Source organism: Streptomyces sp. MAR4 CNX-425 (assembly GCF_048656465.1).
Classification (GTDB): domain Bacteria; phylum Actinomycetota; class Actinomycetes; order Streptomycetales; family Streptomycetaceae; genus Streptomyces.
This window is the reverse complement of sequence record NZ_JBMDLF010000005.1, coordinates 34305-51342: the sequence shown is the minus strand read 5'-3', so window position 1 is coordinate 51342 and position 17038 is coordinate 34305. Positions and strand designations below refer to the sequence as shown.

General features: G+C 74.7%; 17 protein-coding genes. 10 read left to right on the top strand and 7 right to left on the bottom strand.

Annotated elements, in window-relative coordinates:
- Positions 1 to 30 precede the first annotated feature (30 nt).
- Positions 31 to 894 (top strand): hypothetical protein, encoded by an 864-nt coding sequence (locus ACHZ99_RS15960; RefSeq protein WP_420305266.1) that lies wholly within the window; start codon positions 31 to 33, stop codon positions 892 to 894.
- A 41-nt stretch (positions 895 to 935) separates the two neighbouring features.
- The gene (locus ACHZ99_RS15955; protein WP_420305265.1) at positions 936 to 1280 is read left to right on the top strand and encodes a rhodanese-like domain-containing protein; all 345 of its coding nucleotides are present in this window, start codon (positions 936 to 938) and stop codon (positions 1278 to 1280) included.
- A gap of 46 nt (positions 1281 to 1326) precedes the next feature.
- Here ACHZ99_RS15955 and ACHZ99_RS15950 read toward each other — a convergent pair whose 3' ends face one another.
- Genes ACHZ99_RS15950 through paaC form a run of 3 tightly spaced genes read right to left on the bottom strand, consistent with a single transcriptional unit; the run spans position 1327 to position 3796 of the window.
- Complete coding sequence (locus tag ACHZ99_RS15950; RefSeq protein WP_420305264.1) at positions 1327 to 2433, bottom strand: 2Fe-2S iron-sulfur cluster-binding protein; 1107 nt, start codon at positions 2431 to 2433, stop codon at positions 1327 to 1329.
- On the bottom strand, positions 2430 to 3029 hold the full coding sequence (gene paaD / locus ACHZ99_RS15945) for a 1,2-phenylacetyl-CoA epoxidase subunit PaaD (RefSeq protein WP_420305263.1): 600 nt from the start codon (positions 3027 to 3029) through the stop codon (positions 2430 to 2432). The genes ACHZ99_RS15950 and paaD overlap by 4 nt, the downstream gene beginning before the upstream one ends.
- Positions 3023 to 3796 (bottom strand): 1,2-phenylacetyl-CoA epoxidase subunit PaaC, encoded by a 774-nt coding sequence (gene paaC, locus ACHZ99_RS15940; protein ID WP_420305262.1) that lies wholly within the window; start codon positions 3794 to 3796, stop codon positions 3023 to 3025. Before paaC ends, paaD begins: the two co-directional genes overlap by 7 nt.
- 179 nt (positions 3797 to 3975) lie before the next feature.
- On the opposite strand from paaC, the gene ACHZ99_RS15935 reads away from it, so the two are divergent.
- Positions 3976 to 5187 carry an RNA-guided endonuclease InsQ/TnpB family protein gene (locus ACHZ99_RS15935; RefSeq protein ID WP_420305655.1) on the top strand — a complete coding sequence of 404 codons (1212 nt, stop codon included), beginning with the start codon at positions 3976 to 3978 and terminating at the stop codon, positions 5185 to 5187.
- 34 nt (positions 5188 to 5221) lie between these two features.
- Here ACHZ99_RS15935 and paaB read toward each other — a convergent pair whose 3' ends face one another.
- On the bottom strand, positions 5222 to 5473 hold the full coding sequence (paaB, locus tag ACHZ99_RS15930) for a 1,2-phenylacetyl-CoA epoxidase subunit PaaB (protein ID WP_344290532.1): 252 nt from the start codon (positions 5471 to 5473) through the stop codon (positions 5222 to 5224).
- Positions 5474 to 5823: 350 nt separating this feature from the next.
- On the bottom strand, positions 5824 to 6867 hold the full coding sequence (paaA, locus tag ACHZ99_RS15925; RefSeq protein WP_420305261.1) for a 1,2-phenylacetyl-CoA epoxidase subunit PaaA: 1044 nt from the start codon (positions 6865 to 6867) through the stop codon (positions 5824 to 5826).
- 163 nt (positions 6868 to 7030) lie between these two features.
- On the opposite strand from paaA, the gene ACHZ99_RS15920 reads away from it, so the two are divergent.
- From ACHZ99_RS15920 to ACHZ99_RS15910, 3 genes are read left to right on the top strand one after another with little or no spacing between them, the layout of a single operon-like run.
- Positions 7031 to 7804, top strand: a complete 774-nt coding sequence (locus tag ACHZ99_RS15920; protein ID WP_420305260.1) for a DUF5819 family protein — start codon at positions 7031 to 7033, stop codon at positions 7802 to 7804.
- Positions 7801 to 9189: an HTTM domain-containing protein gene (locus tag ACHZ99_RS15915; RefSeq protein WP_420305259.1), complete on the top strand. Its 1389-nt coding sequence runs from the start codon at positions 7801 to 7803 to the stop codon at positions 9187 to 9189. The genes ACHZ99_RS15920 and ACHZ99_RS15915 overlap by 4 nt, the downstream gene beginning before the upstream one ends.
- A gap of 60 nt (positions 9190 to 9249) precedes the next feature.
- Positions 9250 to 10044 (top strand): TrmH family RNA methyltransferase, encoded by a 795-nt coding sequence (locus ACHZ99_RS15910; protein ID WP_420305258.1) that lies wholly within the window; start codon positions 9250 to 9252, stop codon positions 10042 to 10044.
- Positions 10045 to 10085: 41 nt separating this feature from the next.
- Here ACHZ99_RS15910 and paaN read toward each other — a convergent pair whose 3' ends face one another.
- Positions 10086 to 11807 carry a phenylacetic acid degradation protein PaaN gene (gene paaN / locus ACHZ99_RS15905; RefSeq protein ID WP_420305257.1) on the bottom strand — a complete coding sequence of 574 codons (1722 nt, stop codon included), beginning with the start codon at positions 11805 to 11807 and terminating at the stop codon, positions 10086 to 10088.
- 92 nt (positions 11808 to 11899) lie between these two features.
- Here paaN and ACHZ99_RS15900 point away from each other — a divergent pair, with 92 nt between their 5' ends.
- Positions 11900 to 12514, top strand: coding sequence for a TetR/AcrR family transcriptional regulator (locus tag ACHZ99_RS15900; protein WP_420305256.1), 615 nt, complete (start codon positions 11900 to 11902; stop codon positions 12512 to 12514).
- Positions 12515 to 12542: 28 nt separating this feature from the next.
- On the opposite strand, the gene ACHZ99_RS15895 is transcribed toward ACHZ99_RS15900, so the two are convergent.
- Positions 12543 to 13073, bottom strand: coding sequence for an Lrp/AsnC family transcriptional regulator (locus ACHZ99_RS15895; RefSeq protein ID WP_420305255.1), 531 nt, complete (start codon positions 13071 to 13073; stop codon positions 12543 to 12545).
- A 161-nt stretch (positions 13074 to 13234) separates the two neighbouring features.
- Between ACHZ99_RS15895 and pdhA the strand changes: the two genes are divergently transcribed.
- Genes pdhA through ACHZ99_RS15880 form a run of 3 tightly spaced genes read left to right on the top strand, consistent with a single transcriptional unit; the run spans position 13235 to position 17006 of the window.
- Complete coding sequence (gene pdhA, locus ACHZ99_RS15890; protein WP_420305254.1) at positions 13235 to 14476, top strand: pyruvate dehydrogenase (acetyl-transferring) E1 component subunit alpha; 1242 nt, start codon at positions 13235 to 13237, stop codon at positions 14474 to 14476.
- On the top strand, positions 14473 to 15510 hold the full coding sequence (locus ACHZ99_RS15885; RefSeq protein WP_420305253.1) for an alpha-ketoacid dehydrogenase subunit beta: 1038 nt from the start codon (positions 14473 to 14475) through the stop codon (positions 15508 to 15510). The genes pdhA and ACHZ99_RS15885 overlap by 4 nt, the downstream gene beginning before the upstream one ends.
- A complete protein-coding gene (locus tag ACHZ99_RS15880; protein WP_420305252.1) occupies positions 15510 to 17006 on the top strand; it encodes a dihydrolipoamide acetyltransferase family protein in 1497 nt (498 codons plus the stop codon). Before ACHZ99_RS15885 ends, ACHZ99_RS15880 begins: the two co-directional genes overlap by 1 nt.
- Positions 17007 to 17038: the final 32 nt, after the last annotated feature.

Below are 17038 nucleotides of genomic sequence, written 5' to 3'. Positions count from 1 at the left end.
GGTGCCGGGCCCACCCTCTACGCTGGCGGGGTGACGGAACCCGCGGAACCCGCCGAGCAGACCACCCCCGACGACGAGCACGCGCACGAGCACGCCGGGGGCGGTGCCGCCGAGGCCGAGGCCGGCGCCGAGCGGCTGGAGCGGGCCGTGCGGGCGGCCGAGCAGGCCCTCATCGAGTTCGAGGTGGCCGTCGAGACGTTCCGTATCGAGGTCGACAACTTCTCCCGCCTGCACCACCAGCGCCTCGGCCCCATGTACAGCCGCCTCGACGAGCTGGACGCCCTCATCGCCGAGGCCCGGGCCGAGCGCACCGGCGACCCGGAGGACAAGCGCCGGGCCGACGAGGCGCGGGCGCTGGTGATGGCGATGCCCGGCGTCGAGGAGCTGTTCGGCGGCTGGCTCGACTCCGACGGGCTCTCCCCGGAGGCGGCCGACATGCTCACCGGCCGGCCGGTGTCGCCGCCGCCGCGGGTCCGGCCCAGCGAGGAGGCCCGCCGGCTCTACCGCGAGCTGGCCCGCATGGCCCACCCCGACCTCGCGCAGGACGAGCACGAGGCCGACCGCCGCGGCGCGTTCATAGCGCGCGTGAACACCGCGTACGCCAAGGGGGACGTGGCGGAGCTGACCGCCCTCAAGGCGGAGTGGGAGGCCGGGCCCGCGCCCGAGGAGCCCCGGCGCACCCGCAACGAGGAGCTGTACGAGCGGCTGGAGTGGCTGGCGCAGCGCAAGGAACTGCTGGTGTCGGTGGCGAAGCAGCTGGAGGAGGGCGCGATCGGCCAGATGCTCAAGCTGGCGCCCGAGGACCCGGACCGGCTGCTGGAGGAGATCGCCGAGGAGCTGCTGGCGCGGGTCGAGGAGAAGGAAGCTCAGCTGGCGGAGCTGGCCCGCGGCTGAGCGGGCACCGGGCCGGGCGGCGGTCCGGTAGCGTCGGGGACATGAGCTTTGGTCACGTACCCACGGTCGGCGTCGGCGAGCTGGCGGAGGCCGACTTCCTGCTGGACGTCCGCGAGGACGACGAGTGGCAGGCAGGCCACGCCGAGGGCGCCCTGCACATCCCGATGAGCCAGTTCACCGCCCGCTTCGGCGAGGTGACGGAGGCGGCGCCGCAGGACGGCCGGATCAACGTGATCTGCCGCTCCGGCGGGCGCTCGGCGCAGGTCGTGATGTACCTCGCGCAGCAGGGGCTGGACGCCGTGAACGTCGACGGGGGCATGGAGGCGTGGGCCGCCGCCGGGCGGCCCGTCGTGGACGACACGGGCGCCGCGGGCCACGTGCTCTGACGCGGACGGCCCGCCGGGCCCGGGCGGCCCGCCCGGCCCAGCCGGGTCACCTGTCGAAGTCCAGCTCCACCTGCTCCGTCACCGGGTGCGACTGGCAGGCCAGCACGTAGCCGGCGGCCAGCTCGTCCGGCTCCAGCGCGTAGCTGCGGTCCATCCGGACCTCGCCGCGGACCAGGAACGCGCGGCACGTACCGCAGACGCCGCCCCTGCACGCGTACGGGGCGTCCGGCCGGGCCCGCAGCACCGCGTCGAGCAGCTTCTCGCCGGGGCGCAGCGGCCAGCTGCCGGAGCGGCCGGCGAGGGTGGCGGTGAGCGTGCTGTGCTCGGGCGCGGCGGCCCCGGCGGGCGGGGGCGCGGCCACCGGGGCGTCGTCGACGTGGAAGACCTCCTCGTGGATCCGGCCGCGGGGCACGCCCAGGGCCCGCAGCCCGCGCTCCGCCTGCTGGATGAGCCCCAGCGGCCCGCACAGGAACCACCCCTCGACCTCCGCCACCGGCAGCAGCGCGGGCAGCAGCTCCGCCAGCCGCTCCGCGTCCAGCCGCCCGGCGGGCAGCCCCGCCTGCTGCTCCTCGCGGCTGAGCGACTGCACGACCTGGAGCCGGTCGGGATAGCGGTCCTTGAGGTCGGCGACCTCCTCCAGGAACATCGCGGAGTCGGCGGTCCGGTCGCTGCGGACGAGGCAGAAGCGGGCGGCGGGATCGCGCCCCAGGAGCGTCGCGGCGAGCGAGAGCACGGGCGTGATGCCGCTGCCGCCGACCACAGCCCCGTAGCGCCCGCCGGGGACGGCGGCGCCGCGCAGCCCGAACCGGCCGGCGGGGGTGAGCACGGGCAGGGTCTCCCCCGGCGCCAGCCGCTGGTTCACGTACGGCGAGCAGGCCCCGCCGGCGACCTCGCGGACACCGACGGTCAGCTCGGCGGGCGCGGCGTCCTCGGGGGAGCAGATCGAGTACGTCCGGCGGTCGCTGGCGCCGCCGTCGGTGCCGGTGGGGATGCGCAGGGCGACGTGCTGTCCGGCGCGGAAACCGTAGGCGGTGCGCAGCTCGGGCGGCACGGCGAAGGTGACGGCGACCGCGTCGTCGGTGAGGCGGCGGATGTCGGCGACCTTGAGGTCGTGGAAGACGGCGTGCCCCCGGGGTGCGGCGGCGGAGGTCACGTGAGCTCCTTGAAGTGGTCGAAGGGCTCCAGGCAGGCGGTGCAGCGGCGGAGGGCCTTGCAGGCCGTGGAGGAGAAGGGCGAGAGCAGCTCGGTGTCGCCGGACCCGCAGCGCGGACAGGCGACGGCTGCGTCACCGCCCGAGGCGCCCGCGGCGGCGCCCGGCCCGCTCGTCCGGTCGCGGCGCGGGCCCAGGGCGACCGGGACCGGGCCCGGGGGGCGGGTCGTGCGGGGTGGGGCGATGCCCGCCTCCGCAAGCTTGCGGCGGCCCTCCGCCGTGATGTCGTCCGTCGTCCACGCCGGCGCCAGCACGCGCCGTACGCGCACCTCCGCCACCCCGCCGCGCTCGCGCAGCACCCGCTCGATGTCCTCCGCCATCGTCTCCACCGCCGGGCATCCCGTGTACGTCGGCGTCAGCTCGACCTCCACCGCCGCCGCCCCGGTCCTGCGCACCCCGCGCACCACACCCAGCTCCGCCAGCGTCAGCATCGGCAGCTCCGGGTCCGGGACGCTGCCGGCCAGCTCCCGCAGCCGCTCCTCCAGCGGGCTGCCCGCGAGGGCACCCGCGCCCGCCGGGGTCTCCGCGTCCGTCACCATGTCGCCCCCGGATGGCTGCGGTGCAGATGCTGCATCTCCGCGAGCATCAGCCCGAACGGCTCCGAGTGCACGCCCTCGCGCCCGGCGCCCGCCGACCAGCCCGTGCCGCGCGGGCCCTCGGGCAGCGCGAGCGTGGCGCGATCCAGCACCTCGCCCACGGTCTCCAGCCACGCCGCCTCCAGCCCGGCCCAGTCCACCGCCAGACCCTCCACGGGCCGGAACAGCTCGCCCGTGTACCGCCAGAGCGCGTCCAGACTGGCCCGCATCCGCGCGTGCGAGGTCTCGGTGCCGTCGCCGAGGCGCAGCGTCCACTGCTCGGCGTGGTCGCGGTGGTACGCCACCTCCTTGACGGCCTTCGCCGCGAGCGGCGCCAGCGGCGAGGACGGCGACGCCTCGCCGTGCCCCGCCAACTGCCCGTACAGCAGCTCCTGGTAGACGGAGAAGTACAGCTGGCGGGCGATCGTGCGGGCGAAGTCGCCGTTGGGCTGCTCGACCAACTGCACGTTGCGGAAGGCGCGTTCCTCGCGGCGGAACGCCAGCTCGTCCTCGTCGCCGACGAGGGACAGCAGGGTGCGGGCCTGGCCGAGCAGGTCGAGCGCGATGTTCGCGAGGGCGACCTCCTCCTCCAGGACCGGCGCGTTGCCCGTCCACTCCGTGAGCCGGTGGGAGAGGACGAGGGCGTCGTCCCCGAGCGCCAGCGCCGCCGCGGAGACGGTCGGGTCGGCGGTGGTCGGGTCCGCCGTGGTCGGGTCCGGGGCGGCGTTCACGGGTTCTCCTTTGAGGATTCCCCGGATTTCAGGCCGGGGAGGAATCGGAGCTTCTGCGTCAGCGGGGGAGAAACAGCCGTTCCGCCGCCAGGGCGGAACGGCGTCCGCGTCAGCTCGGAGTGGATATGCGGGTCCACTTGTCAGTCCTCCCGGGTAGGTTGACGTGTGTGGTGGCGGATATGAGGTCGGGGGACGCTGGGCGTGCCCGATACACCTACAGGCTTCGTGCGTCGCCCGCCGCCCGTACGGCGCTGCTGGCCGAGTGGGGGCGGTGCCGGTGGATCTGGAACGAGTGCGTTGCCAGATCCCGCGCTGTGCACACCCACAACAAGGCGTATCCCGGGGACAGGTTGACGTGCGGCCCGGCTCAGCTCGACAAGATGCTGACCGAGGCCCGTGCCCGCACGCCGTGGCTGCGCAACGGCGCTTCGGTGCCGCAGCAGCAGGCCATCCGGGACTTCGCCAAGTCCCGCTCCAAGGCGCTCAAAGACGTCGGCAAGCGACTTCCGATGCGGCAGCGTGCGGGCATGCCGCGCCACAAGAAGAAGCGCGACGCCGGTCCGAGCCTGAACTACACCGCCCGGGGCTTCCGGCTGAAGGACGGTCGCCTGTGCCTCGCGGGCGGAATCGACCTGACCGTGGTGTGGTCCCGTGAACTTCCCGCTGTCCCGTCGTCGGTGCGTGTGTACCGGAATGCGGTGGGGCACTGGTATGCGTCGTTCGTCGTCGCGGCCGAGGTGCGGCCGCTGCCGGAGACCGGCCGTGTGATCGGCGTGGACTGGGGTGTGAGGGAGACCGCCACCACCACATCCGACGCCCACGACCTGCCGCACGCGCAGCACGGGAAGAACGCCGCGCAGAAGCTGGCCTGCTACCAGCGGATGATGGCCCGGCGCCGTCCCGCCCGGGGACAGGCCGCGTCCAGGGGCTACCGTGCGGCGAAGCGGCAGACCGCGAAGCTGCACCAGAAAATCGCCAGGCAGCGGCAGGACACCGCCCGCAAGTGGGCGAAGAAGGTCGTGCGCGACCACGACGCCATCGCCGTCGAGGACTTCCGGCCGAAGTTCCTGGCGAGGAGTACCTTGGCGCGTAAGGCGGCGGACGCTGCCATCGGCGCCACCAAGGCGGCCCTGGTCGAGATGGGCCGCAAGCACGGGCGGGACATCCGCCTCGTACACCCGGCGCACACCACCATGGACTGCGCCTCGTGCGGAGCGAGAACCAAGCACGCACTCCCTCTTTCGGAACGTACCTACACCTGCACCGTGTGCGCAGTCGTGTCCCCCAGGGACAAGAACTCCGCCCGCGTGATGCTGGTCCGGGCTGGTCTGACCCCGGCTGGTGCTGAGGGCATAAGACCTCCGGGGGCGCTGCTCCCGCAGGCAGCCTGAGCCAGGAATCCCCTCCCCCCAGGGAGGCGAGCAGTCAAAGGTTCCGCACCCCCTCGGGCAGGTCGTAGAACGTGGGGTGGCGGTAGGGCTTGTCGGCGGCGGGTGCGAAGAACGGGTCCTTCTCGTCGGGCGACGAGGCGGTGACCGCGGCGGACGGCACGACCCACACCGAGACGCCCTCCTGGCGGCGGGTGTAGAGATCGCGGGCGTTGCGGAGGGCCATGGCGGCGTCCGGGGCGTGCAGCGAGCCGGCGTGCACGTGCGACAGTCCACGCCGACTGCGCACGAACACCTCCCACAACGCCCAGCCCGACCCCGCCGCGCCGACCGAAGCCCCCTCCCCCGTCGCCCGCCCGGCGTCCGTGCCGTGCCCTGTGACAGTCCCTCCGTGGGGGCCTGTGCCCGCGCCGGAGGCCGTCCCCGTCCCCGCGCCGCGGCCCGTGTCCCCGCCGGGACCCGTCCCCGCGCCGGGGCTTGCGTCCCCGCCGGGGTCTGCGCCCGTCCCCGCGCCGGGGACTGCGCCCGGGTCTGCGCCATGCCCCGCGCTCGGCCCCGCGTCCGTACCTGCGCCCGTCATCGCGTCGGCAGCCGCACCCGCATCCGACCCCGCCGCGCCCGCCGCAGGCGAACCCGCGCTCATGCCGCCGCCTCCCCGGGCCCCGCGGCCCCGCGCGCCCGCTTCGCGGCGTACGCCGCGGCGGCCTCGCGCACCCACGCGCCGTCCTCGTGCGCCTGCCGCCTGCGGTCGAGCCGCTGCTCGTTGCACGGTCCGTTCCCCCGCAGCACTTCCTTGAACTCCGTCCAGTCGATGGCCCCGAAGTCGTGCTGCTCGCGCTCCTCGTTCCACCGCAGGTCCGGGTCCGGGAGCGTCAGGCCCAGGATGTCGGCCTGCGGCACGCAGATGTCCACGAAGCGCTGGCGCAGCTCGTCGTTCGAGTGCCGCTTGATCTTCCAGGCCATGGACTGCGCAGAGTGCGCCGACTCGTCGTCGGGCGGGCCGAACATCATCAGCGACGGCCACCACCAGCGGTCGACGGCGTCCTGGGCCATCGCGTGCTGCTCGGGGGTGCCGTGCGCGAGGGTGTGCAGCAGCTCGTACCCCTGGCGCTGGTGGAAGGACTCCTCCTTGCAGATGCGGACCATGGCGCGCGCGTACGGGCCGTAGGAGCAGCGGCACAGCGGCACCTGGTTGATGATCGCGGCGCCGTCCACGAGCCAGCCGATGGCGCCGACGTCGGCCCAGGTGAGGGTGGGGTAGTTGAAGATCGAGGAGTACTTCTGGCGGCCGGCGTGCAGCTTGTCCAGCAGCTCGTCCCGGCCGGTGCCCAGGGTCTCGGCGGCGCTGTAGAGATACAGGCCGTGCCCGGCCTCGTCCTGCACCTTGGCGAGCAGGATCGCCTTGCGGCGGAGGGAGGGGGCGCGCGTCAGCCAGTTCGCCTCGGGCTGCATGCCGATGATCTCGGAGTGGGCGTGCTGGGCGATCTGGCGCACGAGCGTCGCGCGGTAGGCGTCGGGCATCCAGTCGCGCGGCTCGATGCGCTCGTCCGCGGCGATCTTCGCGTCGAACGCGGCCTCGGGCTCCGCTGCCGCTCCCCGCGTGCCCGTATCCGCACTCCTTAGAGGTTCGGAACCCGTCCCGGCTCCGGGCCCGCCGTCCCTTTCGGTGATCGTCTCCGGCATCTCGGCTCCCACACCCTCCCGACCGACCGATCGTTCGGTTCCATGCTCCTCGACCGGCCTTACCCTGTCAAGGTCGGTTTCTGCCCCCGCACCCTGCGCGGAGGCGGTCGGGGTGGGTAGCGTGCCGGTCCTAAGGACCGGAGGAGACGGGAGCCCGGGGGTTATGGAATCGCGCCAGCCGGACGAGAGCCGCGCCGGCATACCCGGCGCCGGCGGGGGCGCCGCGGGGGCTGAGGCAGAGCACGGGGCAGAGCCGGAGGCGGCGCCGCGGCCGGCGCTCGGCGTCGCCGGGCTGTCGCCGTTGTCGCGCGTCGTCGTCGCGCTGGCCATCGCGGTGCTGGTCGGCCTCGTCACCGTGCACCTGGGGGCGGGCTTCCTGCACGTCGCGCCGGCGAACACGCTCAGCACGAAGCACGACGAGACGATCGACCGCATCGTCTTCCCCGAGTTCGAGCAGAACTGGCGGCTGTTCGCGCCCAACCCGCTCCAGACCAACATCCACGTCGAGGTGCGCGTCCGGCTGGAGATGCGCGACGGCAGCACGGAGGAGACCGGCTGGGTCGACCTCACCGCCATGGACCACGACGACATCAAGGGCAACCCGGCGCCCAGCCACACCGTGCAGAACGAGCTGCGCCGCGGCTGGGACTACTGGACCGACACCCACGACGAGGACAACCGCGCCGTCTCCGACCGCGCCGACCTCGCCGAGGACTACGTCAAGCGCATCGTGATGCGGCGCCTGGGGCCCGTGCTGAACGACGGCCGGGTCGAACGCATCCAGCTCCGGCAGGCGAGCCACCGCGTCGCGCCGCCGCCGTGGAGCGACGAGCAGTGGGAGACCGCCCCGGTCTACCGCCAACTGCCCTGGTGGATCATCACGGCGGAGGACCTGATGGAGAGCGACCGCGCGGTGTGGGAGGAGAGGGCCCAGTGACCTCGGCACCGCACACACCCCCCACGCCCCCCACCCACACCACGCCTCCCGCGCCTCCCGCGCCTCCGAAGATCCCTTCGGCGGGCGAGCTGCGCCGGCGCTTCGAGGACGCCCTCACCCGGGGACTCACCCACGTCACGACGCGGACGCTCGGCCCGTACCAGACCGCGATCGTGCGCATCGGCTTCGCGTTCACCTGGCTCTGCTTCCTGCTGCGCGAACTGCCGCACCGGCACGAGCTGTACGGACCGGACGGGCCGTGGAGCTTCGACCTCGGCAAGCGGCTGATCGACGACACCGACGCGTTCACGCTGCTGATGTGGTCGCGCAGCGACCTCTGGTTCGAGATCGTCTATCTGCTCGCGGTGGCCGCCAGCGCGATGCTGCTGGTCGGGTGGCGGACGCGGACGGCGTCCGTGCTATTCATGATCGGTGTGCTGTCGCTGCAGAACCGCAGCATCTTCATGGGCGACGGCGGGGACAACGTCATTCACCTGATGGCCACGTACCTGGTGGTCACGCGCTGCGGCCAGGTGTGGTCGCTGGACGCGCGCCGGGCGCGGCGGCAGGCGGAGCGCGGGAAGCCGGGCGGCGGGGCGCCGCGGGACCTCGCCGGGGTGCTGCTGTGGGCGGTGCTGGGCGGCGCGCTGTTCGTGGTCACCGTGCTGGGGCATCTGAGCTGGGGCTGGTCGCTGATCTTCTGGGGGCTGTGGGTCGCGAACGCGGTGTGGTGGGCGGCGCAGCGCGCCACGTCCGACGAGCCGCGGACGGTCTGCGACGTGCTGGCGAACCTCGCGCACAACGCCGGACTGCTCGTGATCATGGCGCAGGTCTGCTTCATCTACGCGACCGCCGGCTGGTACAAGGTCCAGGGTTCGCGCTGGCAGGACGGCACCGCGGTCTACTACCCGCTGAAGCTGGACTACTTCACCCCCTGGCCCGGTCTCGCCGACTTCATGGCGGACCAGGGGACCATGATCATGCTGCTGTCCTACGGCACCGTCATCGTGCAGGTCGCCTTCCCGTTCACGCTCTTCAACCGGCGGCTGAAGAACGTGCTGCTGACCGTCATGATCATCGACCACGCGTCGATCGCCCTGATCATGGGGCTGCCGTTCTTCTCGGCGGCGATGATCTCGGCGGACCTGGTGTTCCTGCCCACGGTCGCGCTGGTGTGGGCGGGCGCGAAGGTCACGGGGCTGAAGAACCTGCTCCTCGGCCGCGTCCCCGGCGGGTCCCCGCCGGGGCGGCCCCCGAAGACGCCCGCCGCGCCCGCGGACCCGGCGGACCGCGCGCATCCGGCGGACCCGGCGGACCCCGCGGATCCGGGGATCCCGGCCCAGGCGGATCCCCCGGACACCCGCGCGGACGCCCACCGGGCCTGAGGCCGGCGGGGCCCGACCCCGGCCGGGCCTCCGCCGGGGGCGCACGCGTACGCTCGGCGCATGAACGGCGACGTCCTACGACGGTGGCGCGCGGCCGCCGCCGACGACGGGGTCGTGCTGCTCGACGGCTTTCACGCCCTCAAGCACGCCCTGCGCTTCGGTGCCCGCGTGCGGATCGCCGTCACCGCCTCCCGCGCCGACGCGCTCGCCCTCGCCGACGACCTGGCGCCCGACCTCCGCGGCCGCCTCGACGGCCTCCTGGTCGAGGTGCCCGACCGGGAGCTGCGCGAGCTGGTGCCCCGGCGCCACCCCACCGGCGTCGCCGCCCTCGCCGGCCGGCCCGACCCCGCGGCGGTCCTCGCCGCGCTGCGCGCGCCGCGCACCGCGCCGGTCGTCGTCCTCGACCGCCCCCGCAACCTCGGCAACGTCGGCGCCGTCGTCCGCCTCGCCGCCGGCGTGGGTGTCACCGGCGTCGTCACCACCGGCGACACCGACCCCTGGCACCCCAACGCCGTCCGCGGCGCCGCCGGGCTGCACTACGCCACCGCCGTCGCGCGCCTGCCGGTCGACGAGCTGCCCGCCGCCGCGCCCGGCCCGCTCTACGCCCTCGACCCCGCCGGCGCGGACCTGCGCACCCTGCGGCTGCCCGACGACGCGCTCCTCGCCTTCGGCTCCGAGCGGCACGGCATCTCCGCGGACCTGCGCACGCGCGCGGACCGGCTCGTCTCGCTGCCGATGCGCCCGCAGGTCTCCAGCTACAACCTCGCCACCAGCGTCGCCATGGCCCTCTACCACTGGTCCCGGGACGCGGACCGGTCCGGGGACAGCGGCCCGGCCGCCCCCGGAGCCCGCTGAACGGGCCCGGCGGCGTCCGGCGAGGCCCGCGCCGCTCGGCGCTACCCCGGGCGCCGCACCTCCACCATCCGGAACCGGTTGGCCACGAAGGCCCCGTCCGTCAGCGCCGCGTTCGCCGCGGGGTTGCCGCCGGAGCCGTGGAAGTCGGAGAAGGCCGCGGTCTGGTTCACGTAGACCCCGCCGGTGAGGTTGAAGGACAGCTGCGCCGGCTCCGTCAGGCACGCCTCCTCTATCAGCCGCTCCACCTCCGCCGAGGTCGTGTACGCCCCGACCGTCATGGCGCCCTTCTCGCGGATCGTGCGCCGCAGCAGCTCCACCGCGGCTCCGGTGGAGTCGACCGCGACGGCGAACGACACCGGGCCGAAGCACTCCTCCAGATACGCCGCCTCGGCCTCCGGCTTCGCGCCGTCCAGCTTGACGATCACCGGCGTACGCACCGTCGCGCCGGGGAACTCCGGGTGGACCACCGTCCGCGTCGCCAGGGCGACCTCGCCGAGCCCGGCGGCGGCCTCCAACCGCTCCCGCACGCCCGGGTTGACGATCGCGCCGAGCAGCGCGGCGGCCCGCTCGTCGTCGCCGAGGAGCTTGTCGACCGCGGCGGCGAGGCCGGCGACCACGTCGTCGTACGACTTGTGGCCCTGGTCGGTGTCGATGCCCTCCCGGGGGATCAGCAGGTTCTGCGGGGTGGTGCACATCTGGCCGCTGTACAGCGAGAGGGAGAACGCGAGGTTGGCGAGCATTCCGCGGTAGTCGTCGGTGGAGTCGACCACGACCGTGTTGACGCCGGCCTTCTCCGTGTAGACCTGGGCCTGGCGGGCGTTGGCCTCCAGCCACTCGCCGAAGGCGGACGAGCCGGTGTAGTCCACGATCCGGACCTCCGGGCGCAGCGCCAGCGTCTTCGCGACGCCCTCGCCGTCCCGCTCGGCGGTCAGGCACACCAGGTTCGCGTCGAACCCGGCCTCCGTCAGCACCTCGCGGGCCGCCTGCACCGTGAGGGCCAGCGGCAGCACGGCGCGCGGGTGGGGCTTGACCAGCACCGCGTTCCCGGTGGCCAGGGAGGCGAACAGGCCCGGGTAGCCGTTCCAGGTCGGGAACGTGTTGCACCCGACGAGCAGCGCGACGCCGCGCGGCACGGCCGTGAACGTCTTGCGCAGCTCCAGCGGGTCCCGCCTGCCCTGCGGCTTGGACCACTCGGCGACCAGCGGTGTGCGGCTCTGTTCCGCGTAGGCGTACGCGACGGCCTCCATGCCGCGGTCCTGCGCGTGCGGCCCGCCGGCCTGGAAGGCCATCATGAAGGCCTGGCCGGACGTGTGCATCACCGCGTGCGCGAACTCGTGGGTGCGGGCGCTGATCCGGGCCAGGATCTCCAGGCAGACCAGCGCGCGCAGCTCGGGCCCGGCCTGCCGCCACGCCCCCGTCGCGGCCCGCATCGCGGGCAGCAGCACGTCCGGGTCGGCGTGCGGATACGTGATCCCCAGCTCCACCCCGAACGGCGAGACCTCGTCCCCGGCCCAGCCGTCCGTGCCGGGCTGGCCGAGGTCCAGGCGGGTGCCGCGCAGCGCCTCGAAGGCCGCCTGCCCGTCCGCCGGGGCGCTCTCGCCGTACGCCTTGGGGTGCTCGGGGTGCGGCGACCAGAAGGCGCGGGTGCGGATCGCGTCCAGCGCCTGGTCGAGGGTCGGGCGGTGCTTCTCGGCGAGCGCGTCGGGCGTCAGGGTGCCGGGCGCGGCGGCGCCGGCGGCTGCGGGGTCGGCCGGGGCGGTCATGCAAAACCAACTCCTCGTCGAGCTGGGCGGACATCGGGCTTCGCGGATAGAGTAACCGAATGATCGGTCGGGACAAGAGAGGCTGTGGATAAGTGGCCGAGAGCAGGCGGACAGGCGCGCAGAGCGGTGCGAAACGGGACACGTACACCCCCGAGACGCTCCTCGCCGTGGCCGTCGAGGTCTTTCTGGAGCGGGGGTACGACGGCACGTCGATGGAACACCTCTCCCGCGCCGCGGGCATCTCCAAGTCCTCGATATACCACCACGTCAGGGGCAAGGAGGAGCTGCTGCACCGCGCGGTCAGCCGCGCCCTCGACGGCCTCTTCGGCGTCCTCGACGAGCCCCCCGCGCGCACCGGCCGGGCCGTGGACCGGCTGGAGGCCGTCGCCCGGGGCACGACGCGGGTGCTGATGGCGGAGCTGCCGTACGTCACGCTGCTGCTGCGGGTGCGCGGCAACACCGAGACGGAGCGCTGGGCCATGGAGCGCCGGCGCGAGTTCGACGCCCGGGTGGCGGCGCTGCTCAAGGAGGCGGCGGCGGACGGCGACCTGCGGGCGGACGTGGACGTCCGGCTGGCCACGCGGCTGCTCTTCGGGATGATCAACTCGATCGCGGAGTGGTACCGCCCCCGCGCGGGCACCGCCCACGACGACGACGAGGTCGCGGCGGCGGTGGTGGCGCTGGCCTTCGCGGGGCTGCGGACCTGACGGGGCCGGGGCCCCGGCCCCGTACCCCTCAGCCCGGCAGGTCGTTCTGCACGTCCGTCTCCTCGAAGACCAGCAGCGTGCGCGTCGAGAGCACCTCCGGGATCGCCTGGATCCGGGTCAGCACCAGGTCCCGCAGCGCCCGGTTGTCCTCCGTGTGCACCAGCAGCAGCACGTCGAAATCCCCGCCCACCAGCGCGATGTGCGCCGCGCCCGGCAGCCGTTCGAGCTGCCGGCGCGCGGTGCGCCAGGTGTTCTGCACGATCTTCAGCGTGATGTACGCGGACGTCCCCTGCCCCGCCCGCTCCTGGTCGATGCGGGCGGCGAAGCCGCGTATCACGCCGTCGTCGATGAGGCGGTTGATGCGGGCGTAGGCGTTGGCGCGGGAGACGTGGACCCGCTCGGCCACGGAGCGCACGGAGGCGCGGCCGTCGGCGCGCAGGATGCCGATGATCTCGCGGTCGACGGCGTCGAGGGGGCGGGCCGGGGGCCGCGGCGCGGGCGCCGCGGGGGCGGGGGCGGGCAGGTCGGGGGTGTCGTTGGCCAACTGTTCTTCCGCCATGCCTTACCGCCTCCCCTGGCTGGACGCCCTGCCGGTATTGGAAGCTGTGGAGAACCGTTTGTCCACAGGCCGGGGTTCCCTGTAGCCAAATTGTGCCGTCAACCGAACAATCGGTAGGGAGCACACGAGGTCTCAACCACGCCCACAAGGAGGTGGACGTCATGACGGTTCTGGAGCAGTCCGGCCGCGCCTACCACCCCGCGCCCCCGCCGGCCTGGCAGCCGCGCACCGACGCGGCGCCCCTGCTGCCGGACCCCGAGCCGTACCGCGTGCTCGGCGCCTCCGCGGCCGGGGACACGGCCCGCGGGGCCGTGGAGGAAGCCGACGCCGGACTCCTGCGCGAGCTGTACCGCGCCCTGGTCACCGGCCGGCGGTACAACGAACAGGCGACGACCCTGACCAAGCAGGGCCGCCTCGCCGTCTACCCGTCCACCACCGGCCAGGAGGCCTGCCAGGTCGCCGCCGCCCGCGCCCTGCGCCCGCAGGACTGGCTCTTCCCCAGCTACCGGGACACGCTCGCCGTCGTCGCCCGCGGCGTCGACCCGGTGGCGGCCCTCACCCTCCTCCGGGGCGACTGGCACACCGGCTACGACCCCGCGGAGCACCGCATCGCGCCTCTGTGCACCCCGCTCGCCACCCAGCTCCCGCACGCCGTCGGCGTCGCCCGCGCCGCCCAGCTCAAGGGCGACGACGTCGTCGCCCTCGCCCTGGTCGGCGACGGCGGCACCAGCGAGGGCGACTTCCACGAGGCGCTGAACTTCGCCGCCGTCTGGCGGGCCCCCGTGGTCTTCCTCGTGCAGAACAACGGCTACGCCATCTCCGTCCCCCTCGCCAAGCAGACCGCCGCCCCCTCCCTCGCCCACAAGGCGGTGGGGTACGGGATGCCGGGCCGCCTCGTCGACGGCAACGACGTGGTGGCCGCGTACGAGGTCCTCACCGAGGCCGTCGAGCGCGCCCGGGGCGGCGGCGGCCCGACGCTCGTCGAGGCCGTCACGTACCGCATGGACGCCCACACCAACGCCGACGACGCCACCCGGTACCGGCCGGAGGGCGAGATCGAGCCCTGGCGCGACCACGACCCCGTCGCGCTGCTGGAGCGCGAGCTGACCGGCCGCGGGCTCCTCGACGAGGCGGATGTGGCCGCGGCCCGCGCGGCGGCGGAGGAGCTGGCCGCGGGCATGCGCGAGCGGCTGCACGAGGACGCCGAGCTGGACCCGGTGGACCTCTTCACCCACGTCTACGCCGAGCCGACGCAGCAGCTCCGCGCCCAGGAGAGCCTGCTGCGCGCCGAGCTTGCGGCCGAGCTGGAGGACGGCGCGGAGGACGGCCCGGAGGCCGGCCCGGAGGCCGGGCCGGCTCCGGGGCGGACGGCGCGGCAGCGGGCCGGGGAGGAGGGCCGATGACCACGACCGCCGTCGCCGGCACCGCGGCCGGGGCCAAGCCCGCCACCATGGCGCAGGCCCTCACGCGCGCGCTGCGCGACGCCATGACCGCCGACCCCGCCGTTCACGTCATGGGCGAGGACGTGGGACAGCTCGGCGGCGTCTTCCGCATCACCCAGGGCCTGGCCGAGGAGTTCGGCGAGGACCGCTGCGCGGACACCCCGCTGGCCGAGGCCGGCATCCTCGGCACCGCCGTGGGGATGGCGATGTACGGGCTGCGGCCCGTGGTGGAGATGCAGTTCGACGCCTTCGGCTACCCCGCGTTCGAGCAGCTCGTCAGCCACGTCTCCCGCATGCGCAACCGCACCCGGGGCGCCACCCCGCTGCCGCTGACCATCCGCGTCCCGTACGGCGGCGGCATCGGCGGCGTCGAGCACCACGGCGACTCCTCCGAGGCGTACTACATGGCCACCCCCGGGCTGCACGTGCTCACTCCCGGCACCGTCGCCGACGCCTACGGGCTGCTGCGCGCGGCCATCGCCTCCGACGACCCCGTGGTCTTCATGGAGCCCAAGCGGCTGTACTGGTCAAAGGCCGGCTGGGACCCGGAGCGGCCCGAGCAGGTGCCGGGCATCGGCCGCGCGGTGGTGCGCCGGCCCGGCACGACGGCGACGCTCGTCACGTACGGCCCGTCCGTGCCGGTCTGCCTGGAGGCCGCGGAGGCCGCGCGGGAGGAGGGCTGGGACCTCGAAGTCGTCGACCTGCGCTCCCTGGTGCCGTTCGACGAGGAGACGGTCGTCGCGTCCGTACGGCGCACGGGCCGGGCCGTCGTCGTCCACGAGGCACCCGGCTTCGCCGGCCCGGGCGGCGAGATAGCGGCCCGTATCGGCGAGCGCTGCTTTCACTACCTGGAGGCGCCGGTGCTGCGCGTCGCCGGCCTCGACATCCCGTATCCGCCGCCGATGCTGGAGAAGCACCACCTGCCGGGCGTGGACCGCGTGCTGGACGCGGTCTCGCGGCTGCAGTGGGAGGCCGAGTGGACGGAGGGCGGCTGATGCCGGAGGTGCGCGAGTTCGCGCTGCCCGACCTCGGGGAGGGCCTGACGGAGGCCGAGATCGTCGGCTGGCTGGTGGACGTCGGCGACGTCATCGCCGTCGATCAGCCGGTGGTGGAGGTGGAGACGGCCAAGGCGATGGTCGAGGTGCCGTGTCCGTACGCCGGCGTGGTCACCGCCCGCCACGGCGAGCCGGGCACGGAGGTGCCGGTGGGTTCGGTGCTGGTCACGGTCGCGGTGGACGGTGCCGTGGGCGGCGCCGTGGGCGGTGCGGCCGGCGGCGCCGTGGCCGAGGCGCGGGACGCGGCGGAGTTCGCCGGTGAGGAGACGGGCGGCTCCGGCAACGTCCTCGTCGGCTACGGCACGAGTGCCGCGGGCACGCGGCGGCGGAGGCGCGGCCCGGCGGGCCGCGGCCGCGGCCGGGCCCGGGTGCCGGGCGGGCCCGGCGAGGGCCCGGCGGGCACCGGCGTGGACGGTGTGCGGAGGCCGGACGCCGGCGCCGGGCGCGCGGCGGCCGACGGCGGTCCGGTTCGTACCGGCGCGGACGGGCCGGCGGCGCCGGGCGCGGCCGCCCCGGAGCGCGCGGCGGACGGGCCGGTGGCGGTCATCTCGCCGCTGGTGCGGCGGATCGCCCGGGAGTCCGGGGTCGACCTGCGCGCGGTCGCCGGCAGCGGGCCGCGCGGGCTGATCCTGCGCGCCGACGTCGAAGCGGCGATACGGGCCGGGGCCGCGGGACGTACCGCCGCCGCCGGCGCGGCCGCCGCCCCCGGCGTACCCGCGGGCGCCGTGGCCGGACCCGTACCGGCCGGGGCCGAGCGGGTGCCGCTGCGCGGGGTGCGCGGCGCCATCGCCGACAAGCTGTCCCGCAGCCGGCGCGAGATCCCCGACGTCACCTGCTGGGTCGACGCCGACGCGACGGAGCTGCTGGCGGCCCGGCGGTCCATGAACGCCGCCGCGGGCGACCGTCCGCCGGTGTCCCTGCTCGCGCTGCTCGCCCGCGTCTGCACCGCCGCGCTCGCCCGCTTCCCCGAGCTGAACGCGACGGTGCGGGACCGGGAGATAGTCCGGCTGCCCGCCGTGCACCTCGGCTTCGCCGCGCAGACGGACCGCGGGCTGGTCGTCCCGGTCGTCCGCGACGCGCACGCGCTCAGCGCCGAGCGGCTCGCCGCGGAGATGGCGCGGCTGACGGAGGCGGCGCGGGCCGGCACGCTGACGCCCGCGGAGCTGACGGGCGGCACGTTCACGCTGAACAACTACGGCGTCTTCGGCGTCGACGGCTCCACGCCGATCCTCAACCACCCCGAGGCGGGCATGCTCGGCGTGGGGCGGATAGCGGAGAAGCCGTGGGTGCACGGCGGCGAGCTGGCGGTCCGCCAGGTGGTGCAGCTGTCGTTCACCTTCGACCACCGGGTGTGCGACGGCGGCACGGCGGGCGGCTTCCTGCGGTACGTGGCCGACTGCGTCGAGCACCCGGCGGTGCTGCTCAGGGCGCTCTAGCGGAGCGGGGAGGAGCCGGTAGGGTCCCGTGC

Coding starts and splice junctions, on each gene's coding strand:
- ACHZ99_RS15955 (WP_420305265.1), top strand. CDS start 936: ATGAGCTTTGGTCACGTACCCACGGTCGGCGTCGGCGAGCTGGCGGAG.
- paaD (WP_420305263.1), bottom strand. CDS start 3,029: ATGGTGACGGACGCGGAGACCCCGGCGGGCGCGGGTGCCCTCGCGGGC.
- ACHZ99_RS15935 (WP_420305655.1), top strand. CDS start 3,976: ATGAGGTCGGGGGACGCTGGGCGTGCCCGATACACCTACAGGCTTCGT.
- paaA (WP_420305261.1), bottom strand. CDS start 6,867: ATGCCGGAGACGATCACCGAAAGGGACGGCGGGCCCGGAGCCGGGACG.
- ACHZ99_RS15920 (WP_420305260.1), top strand. CDS start 7,031: ATGGAATCGCGCCAGCCGGACGAGAGCCGCGCCGGCATACCCGGCGCC.
- ACHZ99_RS15910 (WP_420305258.1), top strand. CDS start 9,250: ATGAACGGCGACGTCCTACGACGGTGGCGCGCGGCCGCCGCCGACGAC.
- paaN (WP_420305257.1), bottom strand. CDS start 11,807: ATGACCGCCCCGGCCGACCCCGCAGCCGCCGGCGCCGCCGCGCCCGGC.
- ACHZ99_RS15895 (WP_420305255.1), bottom strand. CDS start 13,073: ATGGCGGAAGAACAGTTGGCCAACGACACCCCCGACCTGCCCGCCCCC.
- pdhA (WP_420305254.1), top strand. CDS start 13,235: ATGACGGTTCTGGAGCAGTCCGGCCGCGCCTACCACCCCGCGCCCCCG.
- ACHZ99_RS15885 (WP_420305253.1), top strand. CDS start 14,473: ATGACCACGACCGCCGTCGCCGGCACCGCGGCCGGGGCCAAGCCCGCC.
- ACHZ99_RS15880 (WP_420305252.1), top strand. CDS start 15,510: ATGCCGGAGGTGCGCGAGTTCGCGCTGCCCGACCTCGGGGAGGGCCTG.